At 55.7% G+C, this 18,930-nt stretch carries 12 protein-coding genes and 4 pseudogenes; 7 read left to right on the top strand and 9 right to left on the bottom strand.

Annotated features, from left to right (window positions below):
• Positions 1-23: 23 nt before the first annotated feature.
• Positions 24-122: pseudogene (locus KDB76_RS00295) on the top strand (RcnB family protein); the annotation flags it as partial.
• An 812-nt stretch (positions 123-934) separates the two neighbouring features.
• Here the strand turns inward: KDB76_RS00295 and KDB76_RS00290 are convergent.
• Positions 935-2,085 (bottom strand): annotated as a pseudogene (locus KDB76_RS00290) (IS3 family transposase).
• Between the two features lie 518 nt (positions 2,086-2,603).
• On the bottom strand, positions 2,604-3,584 hold the full coding sequence (locus KDB76_RS00285) for an IS5-like element ISPa26 family transposase (protein WP_024086516.1): 981 nt from the start codon (positions 3,582-3,584) through the stop codon (positions 2,604-2,606).
• Between the two features lie 106 nt (positions 3,585-3,690).
• On the opposite strand from KDB76_RS00285, the gene KDB76_RS00280 reads away from it, so the two are divergent.
• On the top strand, positions 3,691-4,164 hold the full coding sequence (locus tag KDB76_RS00280; protein ID WP_049870859.1) for a hypothetical protein: 474 nt from the start codon (positions 3,691-3,693) through the stop codon (positions 4,162-4,164).
• A gap of 101 nt (positions 4,165-4,265) precedes the next feature.
• Here the strand turns inward: KDB76_RS00280 and KDB76_RS00275 are convergent, their stop codons facing one another.
• The 5 genes and pseudogenes from KDB76_RS00275 to KDB76_RS00255 form a co-directional block, all read right to left on the bottom strand.
• On the bottom strand, positions 4,266-4,589 hold the full coding sequence (locus KDB76_RS00275; RefSeq protein WP_010951457.1) for a hypothetical protein: 324 nt from the start codon (positions 4,587-4,589) through the stop codon (positions 4,266-4,268).
• Between the two features lie 117 nt (positions 4,590-4,706).
• A complete protein-coding gene (locus tag KDB76_RS00270; protein ID WP_003253420.1) occupies positions 4,707-5,381 on the bottom strand; it encodes a heavy metal response regulator transcription factor in 675 nt (224 codons plus the stop codon).
• Positions 5,382-5,869: 488 nt separating this feature from the next.
• Positions 5,870-6,082: pseudogene (locus tag KDB76_RS00265) on the bottom strand (OprD family outer membrane porin); the annotation flags it as partial.
• A gap of 118 nt (positions 6,083-6,200) precedes the next feature.
• Positions 6,201-7,184 (bottom strand): IS5-like element IS2000 family transposase, encoded by a 984-nt coding sequence (locus tag KDB76_RS00260; protein WP_013973047.1) that lies wholly within the window; start codon positions 7,182-7,184, stop codon positions 6,201-6,203.
• Positions 7,185-7,272: 88 nt separating this feature from the next.
• Positions 7,273-8,403, bottom strand: a pseudogene (locus KDB76_RS00255) (OprD family porin); the annotation flags it as partial.
• A gap of 403 nt (positions 8,404-8,806) precedes the next feature.
• On the opposite strand from KDB76_RS00255, the gene KDB76_RS00250 reads away from it, so the two are divergent.
• From KDB76_RS00250 to KDB76_RS00230, 5 genes are all read left to right on the top strand, one after another.
• Positions 8,807-10,078 (top strand): TolC family protein, encoded by a 1,272-nt coding sequence (locus KDB76_RS00250; RefSeq protein ID WP_010951456.1) that lies wholly within the window; start codon positions 8,807-8,809, stop codon positions 10,076-10,078.
• A gap of 68 nt (positions 10,079-10,146) precedes the next feature.
• Positions 10,147-11,397 (top strand): efflux RND transporter periplasmic adaptor subunit, encoded by a 1,251-nt coding sequence (locus KDB76_RS00245; RefSeq protein WP_010951455.1) that lies wholly within the window; start codon positions 10,147-10,149, stop codon positions 11,395-11,397.
• A gap of 24 nt (positions 11,398-11,421) precedes the next feature.
• Positions 11,422-14,583 (top strand): CusA/CzcA family heavy metal efflux RND transporter, encoded by a 3,162-nt coding sequence (locus tag KDB76_RS00240; protein ID WP_010951454.1) that lies wholly within the window; start codon positions 11,422-11,424, stop codon positions 14,581-14,583.
• Between the two features lie 162 nt (positions 14,584-14,745).
• Positions 14,746-15,069 carry a DUF2790 domain-containing protein gene (locus tag KDB76_RS00235; protein ID WP_003253432.1) on the top strand — a complete coding sequence of 108 codons (324 nt, stop codon included), beginning with the start codon at positions 14,746-14,748 and terminating at the stop codon, positions 15,067-15,069.
• Between the two features lie 202 nt (positions 15,070-15,271).
• Positions 15,272-17,269, top strand: coding sequence for a heavy metal translocating P-type ATPase (locus tag KDB76_RS00230; protein ID WP_010951452.1), 1,998 nt, complete (start codon positions 15,272-15,274; stop codon positions 17,267-17,269).
• A gap of 92 nt (positions 17,270-17,361) precedes the next feature.
• Here the strand turns inward: KDB76_RS00230 and KDB76_RS00225 are convergent, their stop codons facing one another.
• Together KDB76_RS00225 and KDB76_RS00220 are read right to left on the bottom strand one after the other, a co-directional pair.
• Positions 17,362-17,586 carry a hypothetical protein gene (locus KDB76_RS00225; RefSeq protein ID WP_010951451.1) on the bottom strand — a complete coding sequence of 75 codons (225 nt, stop codon included), beginning with the start codon at positions 17,584-17,586 and terminating at the stop codon, positions 17,362-17,364.
• Positions 17,587-17,713: 127 nt separating this feature from the next.
• A complete protein-coding gene (locus KDB76_RS00220) occupies positions 17,714-18,739 on the bottom strand; it encodes a hypothetical protein (protein ID WP_011953109.1) in 1,026 nt (341 codons plus the stop codon).
• Positions 18,740-18,930 lie beyond the last annotated feature (191 nt).

Raw genomic sequence — 18,930 nt, 5'->3', positions numbered from 1 at the left:
ACACACATCCTGTGGGAGCGGGTTCACCACCGCGTGATCACCGCTGGTTGTATGTGAATGGGGACTATGTGCTGGTGGCTATTGCCAGTGGTGTGATCGTCAACGTCCTCAGCGGTTACTGATTTCTGCAGGCACTAAAAAGCCCGCTTCCGCGGGCTTTTTAGTGCCTGGCGATCTACACCGGTGTAGGTTCACAAAATAGGTGATAGGCCAGACCCCGTGAAATTGGAATCTTCGCCATTTTTTTTGTGAAATGAAGGGGTGCTTTTCACAGAAAAGCCGAGAAATCCCTACTCACCAATCACAAAAGTTGATTGGCCTGGAAAGGGCCGTTTACGACCGACGCGTGACTTTTCGGTAAGGGATGAGGAGTAGTCGCAGCGATCCTTTAGCTCCTAGTCTGGCGACCTTGGGTTCAGAATCCGACTGGCAATGCCCGCCGTCACTACTTCAGAGGAACCAGCTTCCTCTGCTGCCAAAATTGCGGGGGGCTCATGCTGGTACCCAGGCCCGACAAATGCGCAGTTGCAGCCCTCAATTGCAAGGCTATCCAAAGCGGCACGCGTGTCAATCAAGATCTGATGCATGACGATGGCCGGCCTCACGGAGGTGAAACCGGAGATTCAGATTGACTAAACCGACCCCGTAGACACCAACCTCCACGAAGGCCGCTATCGACCCAAAGCTGTCCTTCAAGAAAGGCAGCTAACGGCGAGAAGCGGTCATTTTGTATCTACAGGTTTCGGGGCGATTCACTCGTCTGATGCTCAGGAGCACCAGGATGGGCGTCAAGGAGGTGGTCATCTTGAGGTGGACTATGCTGACCAGTTGCTCTCAAATCTAATCGTGAGGTCCTCCATGGCAAACCCCAATCTGCTGGCTCTATTCAGAGATGAAGTCCTTCTGACCGGGCCTGTGAATCGCCCCTGGTTTTCTAGACACTCTCCAAGCTCAGGAAATAGCGTTTCTCATACTCTACTGGAGACAGCTGCATAGCACTGCTGTGTCGGCGTTTAGGGTTATAGAACATCTCGATGTAATCGAAAATATCACTTCGGGCTTCTTCACGGGTTGTGTAGATCTTTCGTCGGATTCGCTCTCGCTTCAAAAGCTGGAAAAAGCTCTCGGCTACGGCATTGTCGTGGCAGTTTCCCCGCCGGCTCATGCTGCTGATTACATTGTTGGCCTTCAAAAAGCTTTTCCAATCCGAGCTACTGAACTGACTACCTTGATCTGAGTGAATCATAACTTGCTGCTGAGGCTTGCGTCGCCAAACAGCCATCAACATCGCGTCGATAGCCAGGTCGCTGCACATCCTTGGCTTCATTGACCAACCAATTACTTGGCGTGAGAACAAATCCAGCACTACCGCGAGGTAGAGCCACCCTTCATAGGTGCGGATGTAAGTGATATCTGTCACCCAGACCTTGTTCGGCTCACTTACCTTGAACTGCCGCGCGAGGTGGTTGGGCGAGGCCACTGTTGGTTTTCCACCATAGAACCCTGGACGCCGCCGATAGCCCGTTTGAGAACGCAGCCCCTCCGCCTGCATCAAGCGCCTCACTCAATTTCGGCCGCATTCCTCTCCCAGCTCACGCAGGTCATCGTGAATTTTGCGGTAGCCGTATACACCTCCGCTTTCCAGCCAAGCGTGTTTGATCAAGCCAAGCAGACGTTGATCTTCTTTTGCTCGGGCAGATTGAGGCTCGGCCAGCCAGGCGTAATAGCCGCTGGGGTGCACCTTGAGGGTTTGGCAAAGGCGCCGCACCGGGTAATCAGTCGAGTGCTTCTTGATGAAGGCGTACTTCAGCCGCACTCCTTGGCAAAGTACGCGGCGGCCTTTTTTAAGATGTCTCGCTCTTCCGTCACGCGCTTGAGTTCAGCGCGTAGCTTGCGCAGTTCGGCCTGCTGATCGTCGTCTTGCTGACGCTGCTCTTGGGGCTTGCTGTAGACCTTGATCCAGGCGTAAAGACTGTGCACGGACATGCCCAGGCGCTGGGCGACATCGGCGACAGGTTTGCCTTTCTCGGTCACTTGCTTGACCGCTTCGATCTTGAATTCTTCGGGGTAACGCTGACGACTCATGGCACCTCCTATTTGGGCCTCATTATGAGGCTTGGAGGTGTCTACGAAACCAGGGGCGATTCAGATGTATCCATACTCCGATCCAGAACACTCGTCCTCAGTGCAAACGCTAAGGTTCCGTCACTCGATGAGTTGCTGACAGCAGCCAGTCCTCCAGAGCTCTGACGGCGGCGGGGTGGCCGCATCGTTGCCACGCAGGTAGATGAGAATTTCTCAGCAAGCTACCCAGCCAGGGGAAGGACATGAGATCCCCTGCGCAATTCAGGACCGTTGAAGCGTCACCTCTCTTCGGGTAAAAGCATGACCGTCATACAACGCTACAACAGCGTCATACCCGAGAGCATAGGAAGAAAAATGTCGATCCAAGGACTAAGGATGGTCTGAAGTAGCCCCTGTTTTCCGGCTACTTCGCCATCGACACTTTCAAAAAACGGTAGCCGCTCAAATCCCGGTCAAACCTGCCGTCTATTTCAGCCTTTTTTGCCGCTGCAAGCACCTCGCAGCAGTCACTTCACTCTTCACGGACGCACCTCTCCTGCATTGGAGAGCAAATGTCGACGCGCCATCCAAATGTTCGACAGGGCGAACAGCGTCACCATCTGAGCAGTGTTTTTCACCAAGCCTCGGAAGCGCACTTTCGTATAACCAAACTGGCGCTTGATCACCCGAAATGGATGCTCAACCTTGGAGCGAACCTGGGCCTTGGCTCTTTCGATCTTACGTATCGCTTTGTATAACGCGCTGCGGTTACCGTGCTTTTTGTAAGTGCTGCGCCGGGCTGCAATCTGCCAGATGACTTGGCGCCCCTCATGCTCTTCACGCTTCTCTACACCGGTATAGCCCGCATCAGCGCAGACCACGTTCTCACCACCGTGCAGCAGTTTGTCGACTTGGGTTACGTCCGCGACGTTGGCCGCAGTGACCACCACGCTGTGCACAAGCCCGGACTCATCGTCGACACCAATGTGAGCTTTGGCACCGAAGTAATACTGGTTGCCCTTCTTGGTCTGATGCATTTCCGGGTCGCGTTTGCCGTCCTTGTTCTTGGTCGAACTGGGCGCATGAATCAGAGTGGCATCGACGATGGTGCCTTGTCGCAGTGACAAGCCACGGTCGCCCAAATAGCCATTGATCACGCCGAGAATACCGGTGGCCAACTCATGCTTTTCCAGCAGGCGACGGAAGTTGAGGATGGTGGTTTCATCCGGGATTCGCTCCAGGCTCAGACCGGAAAACTGGCGCAGGATCGTCGTCTCGTACAGCGCCTCTTCCATCGCCGGATCGCTGTAACCGAACCAGTTCTGCATTAGATGAATCCGCAGCATCGCCATCAGCGGATAGGCTGGACGGCCCCCTTCGCCCTTTGGGTAATGAGGTTTGATCAGAGCAATCAAACCCTCCCAGGGTACGACCCGATCCATCTCTATCAGGAACAGCTCCTTGCGGGTCTGCTTGCGCTTACCGGCGTACTCGGCATCGGCGAAGGTCATTTGTTTCATCATCGAAAAGCTCGGCGATTGGTGTCCGGGGATTTTGCCAAATCAGGAAGTCTTTTTCAGGATTTCCCTAAAACGATACTTTGGAAACAAGATTCACGCAGTGATAATGATGGCCCCGCTTAAGCGGGAAATGATACGCCTCGGCATATGCACCCTTATGGCGATTATTCTGAATATCATCTTGTATACCGGCGTTGAAGTAGACGGCACCATCAAGCCGTGGGCAGAAACCCCGATAAAACTGTTTGCATCGTCGATGTTATTCGCCTTCATGATCAAGGCTTTTCTGCCAGTTCTCGGCTGGACGATACTGAAAGCAATGCTGTTGAGTGCGAACAATGCCTTCAGCGGCATACTGAGTTTTTTGGGCAATCAGTTCACAGGCGTCATGTACTGTACCGGAATTATTATGGGTTCTATCACGATTAAATTGTATATGGTTTCCGGGGTTTTAGACTCTGAGTTTGCTTATCTGTCCGCAATCGTATTTGCTTCCGGGGTTTTATATTTCTATGTGCTGCAATGCGCCATTCAAAAAACAATGAGTCCGGCCCTGCGTACACCAGCAGTACCGCGTTAAACCACTAGGCTGTGACTATTCATCTCTGGTGCTCAGTAGGCGCTCGCTCTGCTGAACCCTCACCCATACACAACCATTAATGGACTGGCCCGCCTTCGACTTTATGAAGAAGGCGAGCGAGCACGTGACTGATTGCGCATGTATTCCGAGATGAGACTTTCGAAATTGATGTCCGCCTCCTCAACGAGAATATTGACGTGACAGTACAGCTCTTCAGGACCTCTGAGATAATTGAAAATCCTTGATCTAACGATGCCGCAAACCCCTTCTTTGACCGCCGTAGAGGGGAGGTTGATAACATCGCCAACGCACGGGATAAGAGCTAGGCCATGGTCGCTGTTGAAGACAATGTCAGCTGGACAGGCATCAATGCTGGCATCGGATTGTCCTTGCGAAACCTGCTGATAATCAATGCTATACCTCATGTACAGCCTACCTCATTTGTTGAGTGAGGAATCAGCGCCGCGGATCGTAAACAGAAACCTCAAGTTCGCAAGCGACGGGAGCATGTAGCGGATTTTCGGTACTAGAGAGCTTGGCAACTATCGTTTTTCAAGCACATACCCTACGCCCCGAAGCGTATGTATCAGTTTGGTCTCGAAAGGGTCATCTATCTTGGCTCTGAGTCTTCGAATCGACACCTCTACAACGTTTGTGTCGCAGTCAAAATTCATATCCCAAACCTGCGAAATAATTTGGGTGCGGCTCAGCACCACACCGGTATTACGCATCAGGTAATGCAGTAACGCGAATTCTTTCGTGGTCAGGTCAATGCGCTGACCGTCCCTGAATGCCCTGTGCCGGCTCTGATCAAGCTCCAGGTCAGCGACGCGAATGACCTCTACGGATGCAGGGTGATCTGACCTGCGCATCAAGGCGCGAACCCGGGCCAGCAGCTCAGGGAACTCAAATGGCTTGATCAGGTAGTCATCTGCTCCGTTCTCCAGCCCCCGGACCTTATCCGCCAGCCGGCTTCTCGCCGTCAGCATCATGATACGGGAAGGGCAGTTTTTACGACGCAACAACTCAAGGACCTGCCAACCGTCCATCTCTGGCAGATTTATATCCAGGATAATCAGCTCATATTCGTGCTGCTTAGCCAAGAATAATCCATCTGACCCGGTGTGGACGCAATCTACGACATAGCCACATTCCGTCAGACCTTGACGCACATACTCCGCAGTTTTTACTTCATCCTCAATTACCAGAATTCGCATGGGATTTTGTCTCGATATCACTGAGCAATTAACCGCGCACGCGCGCCGGTATTATTGAAAGGGATGGTAAATCAAAATGAGCGTGCCGGGGCTCAAATGACGGATTTGTAATTTCTAGGTAATACAGTTGATAGTCTGGCGGTATATCTTGTCGCGGTTTGGGTTTGACAGTTGCGGGCCCTCTCTCCAGCAGGTGATTTGACCTTATGAAGTATTGGGTTATTTTCTTCTTTGTGCTGGCTTCGTTCCGCTCAGATGACGGCGAGGTCGCTCACATTGAAGAGACTGGTCATTGGTGTAGTCATGAACTTCACCGGCATGCGATGCGTACAATCGAACGCCTACTTGAATTTTAGGCAAAAAAAGGCGCCCAATGGGCGCCAAATATCCACCTTTTACCAAAGGAGCACTTAAGCCACTCAAGGTGAATTCGTAATGCTCGTTTTACTAATAGGACCAGTTAATGAATAACTGGTCCAGTTAGCGAATTACAGAATCGAAAGCGGGTACTCAATGATCACACGGGTTTCATCCAGATCCGATTCGAATGCAGTGGCACGTGTGGTTGCCTGGCGCAACCGGAAGGACAGATCTTTTGCTGGACCGGTTTGGACAACGTATTTGACTTCGACGTCACGCTCCCAACGCTTCTGATTGTCGAGCGGGTTGCCGTTGTCATCAGTGCGCATGTAGAACTGGTTAGGGAAACTCCGAACAAGTTGCTCATCAGTCGGAAATGGGCGGCTTAGGGATGCCGAAAAGCCCGCTTTTCAGTCGCTGATTATTGGATAACCAAGGCAAAGCCTTGGTTATCCGGACTCACGGGCGCACCTCTCCCGCAGCAGGCAATAATTGCCGGCGCACCATCCACAGATTCGACAGGGCAAACAGCGTGGTCAGTTGCGCCGTGTTCTTGGCCAAGCCGCGAAAACGAGTCTTTACATAGCCGAACTGGCGTTTGATCACCCGGAACGGGTGCTCCACCTTCGCACGCACTTGCGCCTTGGCCTTTTCGATCTTGCGCTTGGCTTGGTAGAGCACGCTGCGTTTGCTCAAGTGTTTGTAGGTGCTGCGGCGGGCAGCGACCTGCCATATCACCTGCCGTCCCTCGTGTTCTGGCCGCTTTTCCACGCCTGTGTAACCCGCATCCGCACACACGACATTCTCTTCGCCATGCAATAGCTGAGCGACCTCCGTCACGTCAGCTACGTTCGCGGCGGTGCCATGAACGTGATGCACCAGACCCGATTCAGCATCCGCGCCGATGTGGGCCTTCATGCCGAAATAGTACTGGTTGCCCTTCTTCGTTTGATGCATTTCAGGATCGCGCTTGCCTTCCTTGTTCTTGGTCGAACTGGGCGCGTGGATGATGGTCGCGTCGACAATGGTGCCCTGGCGCAACGACAGGCCCTTGTCTTGCAGGTAATTGTTGATGGTTTCCAGAATGCCGGCTGCCAACTGATGCTTCTCCAGCAGGTGCCGGAAGTTCATGATCGTCGTGTCTTCGGGGATCGGAGCGCTGAGCGTCAGACGAGCGAACTGGCGCATCGAAGTGATCTCGTACAGCGCCTCTTCCATGGCGGGATCGCTCAAAGAGAACCAATTCTGCAGCAGGTGAATGCGCAGCATGGTTTCCAGAGGATAAGGCTTGCGGCCACCGCCAGCCTTTGGGTAGTGAGGCTCGATCAACGCCACCAGTCCACTCCACGGTACCACCTGTTCCATCTCGGCCAGGAAACGCTCGCGACGGGTTTGCTTGCGCTTGCCGGCGTACTCGAAATCGGAAAAGCTCATCTGACTCATGGGATGGCGGACTTGTAGAAGGCAGTTGGACGGAGGGCTATTTCAGCACAGGTCAGATGGCCTGTGCTGACTTGATCGGAGAATCCTTAGCGTTCGAGTAATCCGCGCCCGAGCCTCTGGCGTAGCGGGTCATGAACGTCAGGCCTGGAATGCCGTAGCTGGTGAAGTTCAGGTCATAGCGCAGCATCCAGGAACGCTCTTTCGGCGAGTTGAAGTCGCTGTACTGGATGGAGTTGTCGACGAAAATCGAGTCCGACTGACGCAGGTAGTCAAAATCGTCGTCGCCGTTGTTGCGCTGGTGCGACAGGGCTAGGGTATGGGCACCGTAACGCACGCCGACCTTGGCACTCCAGATGTTGTTGTCGAATTCACCCAGGCGCTTCTTACCTTCATCTACGGCTTTGTAGTAGTTGAAGCCACCGATCAGCGCCAGATCGTCGCTCAGCGGGTAAACCACGCTGGTGCCGGCGTAGTACTGATTCCAGACGTCTTTCAGCTGGCTGGCGTAGACGCTCACAGTCCAGTTGTCGTTGATCGAGTAGTCACCGCCACCGTAACCGATCCATGGCGAGTTGACCGGGCCGCCGTAGAACGTCACGAAGTTGTCGTTCAGGTTGCTTGAGACCGGCTGGCTCATCGCATGCAGACGACCACCCTGCAGGGTGAGGCCTTGGATGCTGGTGTTCTCAACGGTCACGCCGCGGAAGCTTTCTGGCAGCAGGCGAGAGTCGCCGGATGCAACGACCGGAGTCGATGGGAAAACATCACCTACTTTCACGATGGTATCGAACAAGCGGACTTTGGCTGCGCCGCCGACCTTGGTGTATTCGTCGCGAGCTTCGCCCTTGTTATCAACGGGTAGCACGTCGAAGGAGCTACGGCCGCCGTTGCGCCCATCACCGGTGTCGAGCTTGAGGCCGATCATGGCGAAGGCATCAACGCCAAAGCCAACGGTTCCCTGGGTAAACCCAGAGTTGAATTTGCTGATGATCGCGTGCGCCCAGGCTTCGGAGTAGCCGTTGGTGTTGCCCTTGCCACTGTTATAAGTGGGGGCAGTGCTGTCGCGGTTATCACGGTTGAAGTAGAAGTTACGGTTCAGCACTGTAAGGCTGCTGCCTTCAATGAAGCCTTCTGGCTTGTCTTCTGCCTGTGCCGAAATAGCATAGCTTCCAGACAGCGCAGAAACTGCCGCCAAATACAGTGGTACTTTGATTTTCATCCGATGCTCCTTTGATTCACGGCAGTTTTTATTATGTTTACCGGCGCGGGTGTCGTTAATTGTTCTGACCAGGCGGCGCGCCTAGCGTAGCGCGAGCTCATATTTGCAGGCCGAAGATAACGGGGGGGTGATAGGAAAATTACAATTTCGTCATCTACCTGTTGTTCGGGCCTTCGCACCGCGTGTTTGCCATCTCCGTTGCTTGTAACGAAATCATCGTGTCGGGTTTGGTTTCCCAGTATTTTCGGGCATTACAGGACATTCTTACGGAATTGTAATTTTCTAGCCACCCCTCTGATAGCTACCGCTCATTAGAGTGCCATCACCTAATCAAGTGGGGCTTGGCAGCTGTTTCGGCGTTCTCGCCAAGCTTTATCGAAGTTTGTGCACGAGGACCATCAAAGTGCCCCGGTATAACCGCAATGTCTTACCCAAGACCCCCGTCTCGCCCTGGAAGATCGCTGCACTCTGTGCAGTCATCTCTGGGTTGATGGCGCCTGCAGCCCTTGCCCAAAGCATCAGCTTGCCCCAGGCGCTTTCGACGGCCATGGATGCCAACCCAGACCTGGCCGCGGCCAGGCAAGAAATTGGGATCGCTGATGGTGCTCGCAAGCAGGCCGGGCTTATCCCCAACCCCACAATCTCGTATGACGTGGAAGACACCCGTCGTAACACCAGCCAGACGACTGTCTCTCTCAGCCAGACCCTTGAGCTGGGCGGTAAGCGGGGGGCTCGTGTTGACGTCGCCACATACGGGCAGACCGCCGCACAGCTTGAGTTAGACCGTCGCGTTAACGGCCTGCGTGCAGATGTCGTCCAAGCCTTTTACGCCGCGTTGCGGGCCCAGACAGGTCTCGACCTGGCCAAGCAATCTCTCGAACTGACTGAGCGCGGTCTTCGCATCGTCGATGGCCGTGTTCGCGCAGGTAAGTCGTCCCCAGTGGAGGCGACCCGCGCTCAAGTGCAACTGGCCGAAGCCCAGCTGCAAGTTCGACGTGCAGAAACGGAAAAAGCGACCGCTTACCAACAGCTCGCTCAAATTACCGGGAGCTCAGTCACCGTGTTTGATCGACTCGAATCGCCAACCCTCTCCCCGGGCTTGCCACCTCGCACTGAAGATCTGCTGGCTAAGCTCGACCAAACAGCAGAAATGCGTCAGGCCGTGGTGCAGATAGACAAGAGCGATGCCTCGCTCGGCTCAGAGAAAGCTCAGCGTATCCCGAACCTTACTGTCAGTGTAGGTAGCCAGTACGACCGCTCTGTGCGCGAGCGGGTCAACACTGTGGGCCTGTCTATGCCTTTGCCGCTGTTCGATCGTAACCAGGGCAACATTCTTTCCGCTTCTCGTCGTGCAGATCAGGCCCGGGACCAGCGCAATGCTGTTGAGCTGCGCCTGCGCACCGAAACCCAAACCGCGTTGAACCAATGGTCCACCGCCATGCAGGAGGTCGAGTCCTACGACAAGACCATTCTGCCTTCAGCCCAACAAGCCGTAGAGACCGCAACCCGCGGCTTCGAGATGGGCAAATTCGGTTTCATCGAAGTGCTGGATGCCCAGCGCACCTTGATCGTCGCTCGTGGCCAATACCTCGAATCGTTGGCAGCGGCGACCAATGCGCGTGCGCAGGTGGAAAGGGTTTATGGCGAAGTCGGCTCAACCGCCGGCACTCGCTGAACGGGCCAAACATTTTCTTCGGCACACAGCCTTGAACAAGCCGGTGCCTACGATCAGCAGGAGTAGCAATGGATAACAAACGCAAGATCGCCCTCGCGGTAGCCGCTGTGGCAGCCCTCGGATTTGGCAGCCTTGCCTGGAACAACAGTTCCGGACAGCAGGCCGCCAGTACTGCCGAGCATGGCGCTAACGATGGCCATGGCGACGAAAAGAAAGCCGCATCTGCCGCCAAAGAGGAAGGTGATGAGGGCCATGGTGAAGAAGGCCACAGCGAAGAGGGCGGTGAAGAAGAGGGCAAGCTGACGCTCAGCGCTGAACAGATCAAGGCCGCTGGTGTTGCCCTGGAAGCTGCAGCGCCTCGTGACCTCGGTACCGTCGTGAGCTTCCCTGGCGAAATTCGCTTCGACGAAGATCGTACTGCCCACGTGGTTCCTCGTGTTCCTGGCGTTGTTGAGGCTGTCCAGGCCAACCTGGGCGAGACGGTCAAGAAAGGGCAAGTCCTCGCGGTAATCGCCAGCCAGCAGATCTCTGACCTGCGCAGCGAACAACAGGCCGCACAGCGTCGCGTCGAACTGGCGCGTGTGACCTTCGAACGTGAGAAGCAACTGTGGCAGGACAAGATCTCTGCAGAGCAAGACTACCTCCAAGCACGCCAAGCGCTGCAAGAAGCGGAGATCTCCTTGGCCAACGCCAAGCAGAAGGTCGGCGCAATCGGTGCCTCGGTTAACTCCGTTGGCGGTAATCGTTACGAGCTCCGCGCTCCCTTCGACGCCGTGGTAGTGGAGAAACACCTGACCGTCGGCGAAGTCGTCAGCGAGGCGACCAACGCCTTCATCCTTTCCGACCTGAATCAGGTCTGGGCGACCTTCGCAGTTCCGCCGACAGATCTGGGCAAGGTCACGACTGGCCGTGCAGTGAAAGTCTCTTCGCCTGACATGAACGTCGAGGTCGAAGGGAAGGTGGGTTATGTCGGCAGCCTGCTGGGCGAGCAAAACCGTGCAGCTACTGTCCGCGTCACCTTGACCAACCCCAACGGCGCCTGGCGTCCAGGCCTGTTCGTAAACATTGCGGTCACCTCCCAGACCGATCGAGTTGCCGTAGCGGTCCCTGAGCACGCTGTGCAGACCGTTGAAGACAAACCTTCGGTATTCGTACGCACCCCAGATGGCTTTGACACCCGCCCGGTAAAACTGGGTCGCCGCGACAATGGGTACGTGGAAATCATCGACGGTATTGAAGCCGGCGCCCAGGTAGCAACCAGTGGCAGCTTCACACTCAAGTCCGAGCTCGGCAAAGCTTCTGCCGAACACGGTCACTGATGCGAACTGACAGGATGATTTCTCATGTTTGAACGTATCATCAGATTCGCCATCGAGCAGCGCATCGTAGTAATGATCGCCGTTCTGATCATGGCGGGTATCGGTATCTACAGCTATCAAAAGCTGCCCATCGATGCGGTACCCGATATCACCAACGTCCAGGTGCAGATCAACACTGCAGCGCCTGGTTACTCGCCCTTGGAAACCGAACAACGGATCACGTTTCCAGTTGAAACGGCCATGGCCGGTCTCCCGGGCCTTCAGCAGACCCGTTCCCTGTCTCGCTCTGGCCTGTCTCAGGTCACCGTGATCTTCAAGGATGGCACTGACATCTTCTTTGCCCGCCAGTTGATCAACGAGCGGCTGCAGGTTGCGAAGGAACAGCTGCCAGAAGGTGTAGAGGCCGTCATGGGTCCGGTATCTACCGGCCTCGGCGAGATCTTCCTGTGGACTGTTGAAGCCGAAGATGGCGCGGTCAAAGAGGACGGTACGCCGTACACCCCGACCGACCTGCGCGTGATCCAGGACTGGATCATCAAGCCTCAGCTGCGTAACGTCCCGGGTGTGGCCGAGATCAATACCATCGGCGGTTATGCCAAGCAGTTCCTGGTTGCGCCGGATCCAAAGCGCCTGGCTACCTACAAGCTGACACTCAATGACCTGGTCGCAGCGTTGGAAAGTAACAACGCCAACGTCGGTGCCGGCTACATCGAGCGTAATGGTGAACAGTTGCTCATCCGTGCACCGGGTCAGGTAGGCAATATCGAAGACATCGCCAACATCGTGATCACCAGTGTGGATGGTGCACCGATTCGCATCAGCAGCGTTGCTGACGTCAGCATCGGTAAAGAGCTCCGTACAGGTGCTGCTACTGAGAACGGCCGCGAAGTCGTGCTCGGTACCGTGTTCATGCTGATTGGTGAAAACAGCCGCACCGTATCTCAAGCTGTCGCCGCCAAATTGGCGGACATCAACCGCACCCTGCCAAAGGGCGTGGTGGCTGTGACTGTTTACGACCGTACCAACCTGGTTGAAAAAGCCATCGCGACGGTGAAGAAGAACCTGGTGGAAGGCGCGATCCTGGTTATCGCCATTCTGTTCCTGTTCCTCGGCAACATCCGTGCGGCTCTGATCACCGCGATGGTGATTCCGCTGTCCATGCTGTTCACCTTCACAGGCATGTTCAACAACAAGGTCAGTGCCAACTTAATGAGTTTGGGGGCACTCGACTTCGGCATCATCGTCGACGGTGCCGTGGTTATTGTAGAAAACGCGATCCGTCGACTGGCTCATGCGCAACATAAGCATGGCCGCATGCTCACCAAAACCGAACGCTTCCACGAGGTCTTTGCCGCGGCGCGAGAAGCTCGCCGGCCGCTGATCTTCGGTCAGCTGATCATCATGGTGGTGTACCTGCCGATCTTCGCCCTCACCGGCGTCGAAGGCAAAATGTTCCACCCGATGGCCTTCACCGTTGTGATGGCGCTGCTGGGTGCAATGGTCCTGTCCGTTACCTTTGTTCCTGCAGCTATTGCCATGTTCGTCACTGGCAAGGTGAAGGAAGAGGAAGGCGTGGTCATGCGCACAGCTCGACTGCGCTATGAACCGGTTCTGCAATGGGTGCTGGGACATCGGAACATCGCTTTCTCGGCCGCAGTAGCCTTGGTCGTGCTCAGTGGTTTGCTGGCAAGTCGTATGGGTAGCGAGTTCATCCCAAGCCTCAGTGAGGGTGACTTTGCGATGCAGGCCATGCGTGTGCCTGGAACGAGCCTCACTCAATCTGTCGAGATGCAGCAGCGTCTGGAGAAAGCGGTGATTGCGCAGGTGCCTGAAGTTGAGCGGATGTTCGCACGCTCGGGTACCGCAGAAATTGCATCTGACCCGATGCCGCCGAACGCCTCTGACGCCTACATCATGCTCAAGCCTCAGGATCAGTGGCCTAACCCGAAGAAGCCTCGTGATGAGCTGATTGCTGAAGTGCAGAAGGCCGCAGCGGGTGTTCCAGGAAGCAACTACGAGTTGTCGCAGCCAATCCAACTGCGTTTCAACGAGCTGATTTCGGGCGTGCGTAGTGACGTCGCTGTGAAAGTCTTCGGCGATGACATGGACGTGCTCAACAACACCGCCAACAAGATCGCGGCAGCGCTCAAAGCGGTCCCGGGCTCATCGGAAGTGAAAGTTGAGCAGACATCCGGCCTGCCGGTGCTGACCATCAACATTGACCGCGAAAAAGCAGCACGCTACGGCCTGAACATCGCGGATGTTCAGAACTCGATCGCTATCGCCGTGGGTGGCCGTCAGGCCGGCACGCTGTATGAGGGCGACCGTCGGTTCGACATGGTAGTACGCCTACCAGAGACCGTTCGCACCGACGTAGCGGGTATGTCCAGCTTGCTGATCCCGGTACCTGCCAATGCGGCACAGGGTGCCAATCAGATCGGCTTCATCCCGCTGTCCCAGGTCGCCAATCTGGACCTGCAACTGGGCCCGAACCAAATCAGCCGCGAGAACGGCAAACGTCTGGTTATCGTCAGCGCCAACGTTCGAGGCCGCGATCTGGGGTCCTTCGTTGAGGAGGCGACCGCATCGCTGGACAAGAAGGTGCAAATCCCTGCGGGCTACTGGACGACTTGGGGGGGCCAGTTCGAGCAGCTGCAGTCGGCTGCCAAACGCCTGCAGATCGTTGTTCCAGTCGCCTTGCTGCTGGTCATGACCTTGTTGTTCCTGATGTTCAACAACCTGAAGGACGGCATGCTGGTCTTCACCGGTATTCCATTCGCACTCACCGGTGGTGTTGTGGCGTTGTGGCTGCGGGACATCCCACTGTCGATCTCGGCAGGTGTCGGCTTCATTGCACTGTCCGGCGTTGCAGTACTGAACGGCCTGGTGATGATTGCCTTCATCCGCGGGCTAAGGGAGGAGGGACGAACGCTCAGACAGGCAGTCGATGAAGGTGCATTGACCCGTCTGCGACCTGTTCTGATGACAGCCTTGGTAGCGTCCCTGGGCTTCATCCCGATGGCTTTGGCCACCGGCACCGGTGCCGAAGTTCAGCGGCCATTGGCGACGGTGGTGATTGGCGGGATCCTGTCCTCCACCGCACTGACCTTGCTGGTACTGCCTGCCCTGTATCACTGGGCACACCGCAAGGATGAAGACGGCGACGAGGCCGAAGTGGTTAGCTAACAGCCTCCGCTAAAGAGAAGCCCACAACACGTGTTGTGGGCTTTTTTGTTTAAAGTGAAGTAGATGCACTTACCTTTCAAAATTGTAAGTTTCTCGTCATGCCGGTGATGCCTATGCATTGCTAAGGTTACGCCCGAGAAGTTTTGAAATTGAGAGGGTTTTATGAAAAAGCTAATTATCGCTGCTGCACTTGTTGTTTTCTCGGTGGCTTCGCAGGCCAACACTTTCTCCGAGAGCAAGCAGCTTCAATACACCAAGGAACACCAGACCGCAGTGGCCAAGTACGCGGAGAAAAATGGCAAGCCAATGCCAGAGATTCAGGATTACAAATATGGCATGAAGATAGACGTTGCGAAATTCGTACGTCAGTCGCAGGACCCCCGTACCTGCCAGGTCTATCCACGGTTGATGACCTTCGAGGACTCCCAGGGCACGCTCAAGACTGTTCGTTACTCGATGTATTCGCAATGCATCAACAACAAGTAGTAAACGATTTGAACAGAACAATTAGAGAATTCATAAATGCCAGGCAGTGCCTGGCATTTTTTATTACGCCCGATACCCCATAGCTTCGAAATGTTAACGCCTGGGCTCGGGCAAACCGTGCAATAGATCTTAGCCAACCAACAGAGACGGCTCCCCAACTGCAGAGGGCAATTGGAAGCCTTGACCCCAGAAGGGACGAGTTATGAAGAGTTTGCTTGAACGCCCTGATGACCAAGCCGGGCATGAAGGTCATAGCCATGAGCATGGCGGCATTTTTGGAATGAACACAGAGCTGATTTTCGCGCTGATCTGTGGTGCTCTCCTGGGTGCCGGAGCTCTCGCAGGAAAACTTGGCCTGATTGATCGTCTGCCTCTGATTCTGTACGTGTCGGCCTACGTGTTCGGTGGATGGTTCACCACTAAGGAAGCGGTTACCAACATCCGTCAGAAACGCTTCGAGATCGACTCGCTGATGCTTCTCGCCGCAGTCGGTGCCGCGAGCATCGGCGCCTGGGCGGAGGGGGCTCTGCTGCTGTTCCTGTTCAGTCTGGGGCATTCCCTTGAAAGCTACGCGATGGGGCGGGCCAAGAAAGCGATTGAGGCACTGTCCAAGCTCGCACCAGCCACCGCGATCGTACGCAGAGCAAATGGCACGGTGGAGATGCCCGTGGAGCTGCTGGTTCCCGGTGACGTTGTCATCGTGCGCCCCAATGACCGCCTGCCGGCCGATGGTTTTGTAGTCGTAGGCTCCTCAAGTATCAACCAGGCGCCAGTAACCGGTGAGAGCGTCCCCGTGGACAAGCAACCTGTTCCTGATGCCGAACTCGCACGCAGCAAGCCAGATGCAGTGGATGCAGCCTCGAAAGTCTTCGCCGGTACCATCAATGGCGAAACGCTCATCGAGGTTGAGGTAACACGGCGCTCTACGGAGAGTACCTTGGCGCGGGTCATCAAGATGGTCAGTGAAGCCGAAGTCAGGAAGTCACCGACCCAGCGATTCACGGACCGCTTCCAACGCATATTCGTCCCGTTGGTTTTACTGCTGGTAGTCGGGCTGCTATTTGCCGGCATTTTCCTTGACGAGCCGTTCCGTGACTCGTTCTACCGGGCGATGGCCGTACTGGTTGCAGCCAGCCCCTGCGCGCTCGCGATCGCTACACCAAGCGCCATTCTCTCTGGCATCGCCAGGGCAGCCCGAGGTGGCGTGCTGATCAAGGGCGGTGCGCCACTTGAAGAGCTTGGATCATTGAATGCCATGGCATTCGACAAGACCGGTACCCTGACCGAAGGGCGCCCACGTATCACCGATGTAATACCCATAGGCGGCACGCAGATCGAGGATCTGCTAAACGTCGCCATCGCTGTGGAGTCGATGAGCGACCATCCGCTGGCTGCGGCAATTGTGCGTGACGGTGAAGAGATGATTGGCACACGGCGCCGATTCCAAGCCAAGAACATGAGCAACATGATTGGCCGCGGCGTGCGTGCTGAGCTTGATGGGCAGTTCGTCTGGATTGGCAAGGTCGAGATGTTCGGTACCAATGGTATTCCCGCACTCAGCAAGGCAGCCCTGGAGGCTGCGGAGCGTCTACGTCAGTCAGGCCGTACCACCATGGTGGTACGGCGTGCTGACAAGGATCTGGGCGCTATCGGGCTATTGGACACACCCCGGGAGGGGGCCAAAGAGGCACTCCAGAAGCTTAGAGAGATGGGCATCGAACGCATGGTCATGATTTCTGGAGACCACAACCGCGTTGCAGAGGCTGTAGCCAAACAAGTTGGCTTAGATGAAGCGTGGGGAGACCTGATGCCGGAAGACAAGGTCAAGGCCATCAAAAACCTGCGCCTTAGCGCCAAGGTGGCCATGGTGGGTGACGGCGTCAATGATGCCCCTGCCATGGCCAGTTCGAGCGTTGGTATCGCAATGGGGGCTGCTGGATCTGATGTTGCCCTGGAAACGGCTGATATCGCGCTTATGGCTGACGACATCAGGCAACTCCCATTTGCGGTGGGGCTGAGCCGTCACACGCGATCGATCATCCACCAGAATCTGTTCGTCAGCTTGGGGATTGTGGCCATCCTGGTTCCGTCCACCATCATGGGCTTGAGCATTGGTGCCGCTGTTGCGATCCATGAGGGCTCCACACTGTTGGTCGTCTTCAACGCCTTGCGCCTGTTGGCCTACCGCAGAAGCACCTGATCCCTGAGCTTCAATCATGAAGCTAAGCAGGGAAATGACCTGAAGTAGAAGTACGGGTCGTGCGCGATCAGCGCACGACCCGTACTTTTCTCTCACTCGTCGATCCCGATGCGCTTGAGGCTTTCAAGGGCCTTTCCGCACTCAGGTGAGCCATGCCGTAAGCCGCAGGCCAATGCAGCTTTGAGGCTCATGACACCGGCTACGAAACCGACTTGATTGCCGACTCCGTGTCCGTCCGCAAATCCCTGATCATACGCAATCTCGACAAGCGCATTGATCGCCGCCAGGGTGTCCTGTTTGTTTTTACTCTTTTGCATATCTACTCCGCGAGCATTCAGCTCATATCGCTCGGTTAGGTGGCGGCGCCTTCAGGTTTGGGGTGAGCGAATCCCGCTCCCATAGCCAATCCCTAACGGGGGGCTCAGCCCGCCACCGTAAGGAAAATCAGCTATTGAGAGCAGATGACTCGTTTTGGTCACCCGTGCTGCTCGCCTCACCGCATTGGCACTGAGTGGGTACATCCGGGTAGTCGCTGTGATTCTCAATGAACAGCGTTCGGCAGGTTTCGCACCCATAGATCCGGGGCAGGGATTTAAGGCCGCTCGGAAGCACGTCACTCAGAGGCTCGTTATGCCAAGGAGCCCCGTCAAGGATTCTTGAACGCAGGATGTTTCCCAGGCGCCAGGTGTCACTTTGTGCGCGCCAGGACCACATCGGCGCAGAAAGCGAATACTGGATGAAGGTCTCTTGTGACTGCCTGGATAGCGGGTACTTGGGGCGGGTCCAGCCGGAATCGATGATGCTGAACCCCATGCCCATTTCTGCGCTCGGGTGGGTCTTTTCACCAAAGAAACGGTCATGCGTCGCTGGAGCCGTCGCATGATGGTCAGTCGGTGGGAATACCCACAGATAACACTCATCCCGGTTGACCATGCTGATGAGCTCGCTTGGCCCCCGCATGGGGGAATTTGCAGCCAGGGCGAAGCGATCCTTCCACGACATTTTGGGAGGCGGCGCAATACCAGCAGCGATGGCCAACGTGGCAGTCTTGGGGACGAAGCGATCGCCTAGCTCGTTCAGATCCAGGTTCTTGCAGAGAGCCTTGAAGGCCTTTTTGCGAGTCTTCGAGCTGAAGGAGGGGTCAAGGAGCAGGCGAACCTGGTTCACGCCGATTCCCGCAGTTCGTAGCACCTCAATGACTTCTTCAGCCACACCGACTGCTTGAAGATCGGTCAATCCTAAGCACGTTTTCGCCCGCTCGACCGCCGCGTAGAGGTTGTACTGCCGTGTCTCGTTGTCACGACAGACCTGAATTGGCAGCTTGTCTTGGATGGCAACTTGCGGTGCAACGGAGCCGATGGCCGCGTGGAACAGCTGGTGGAGGTGCAGATGAGAGTACGGGCGGCCAGAAGCCGAGAACGAGGCGTGCAGCTGAGCAGCGAGAGGTTGAAGCAGCTTTTTTGCAGACATGACTATCCCCTAATGAGCGACGTTGGGGTAGCTGCGCTTGTAGGGCCGTTAGACGCGAAGCTGGACGTCGAATCAGGTTCAATCATGAATAGGAGTCAGGTTTGATTTGCTTGCACGGCCACCATGCAAAGCCCGACGCGGCAATCACATCAGATTCGCCGAGCTTTGGCAAGAGCGGTCATCGGTAAGCG

It is taken from the genome of Pseudomonas sp. JS425 (assembly GCF_018223845.1).
Lineage (GTDB): Bacteria > Pseudomonadota > Gammaproteobacteria > Pseudomonadales > Pseudomonadaceae > Aquipseudomonas > Aquipseudomonas asiatica.
Note: the sequence above shows the minus strand (reverse complement) of the source record. Positions and strands in the feature narration are given on the sequence as shown.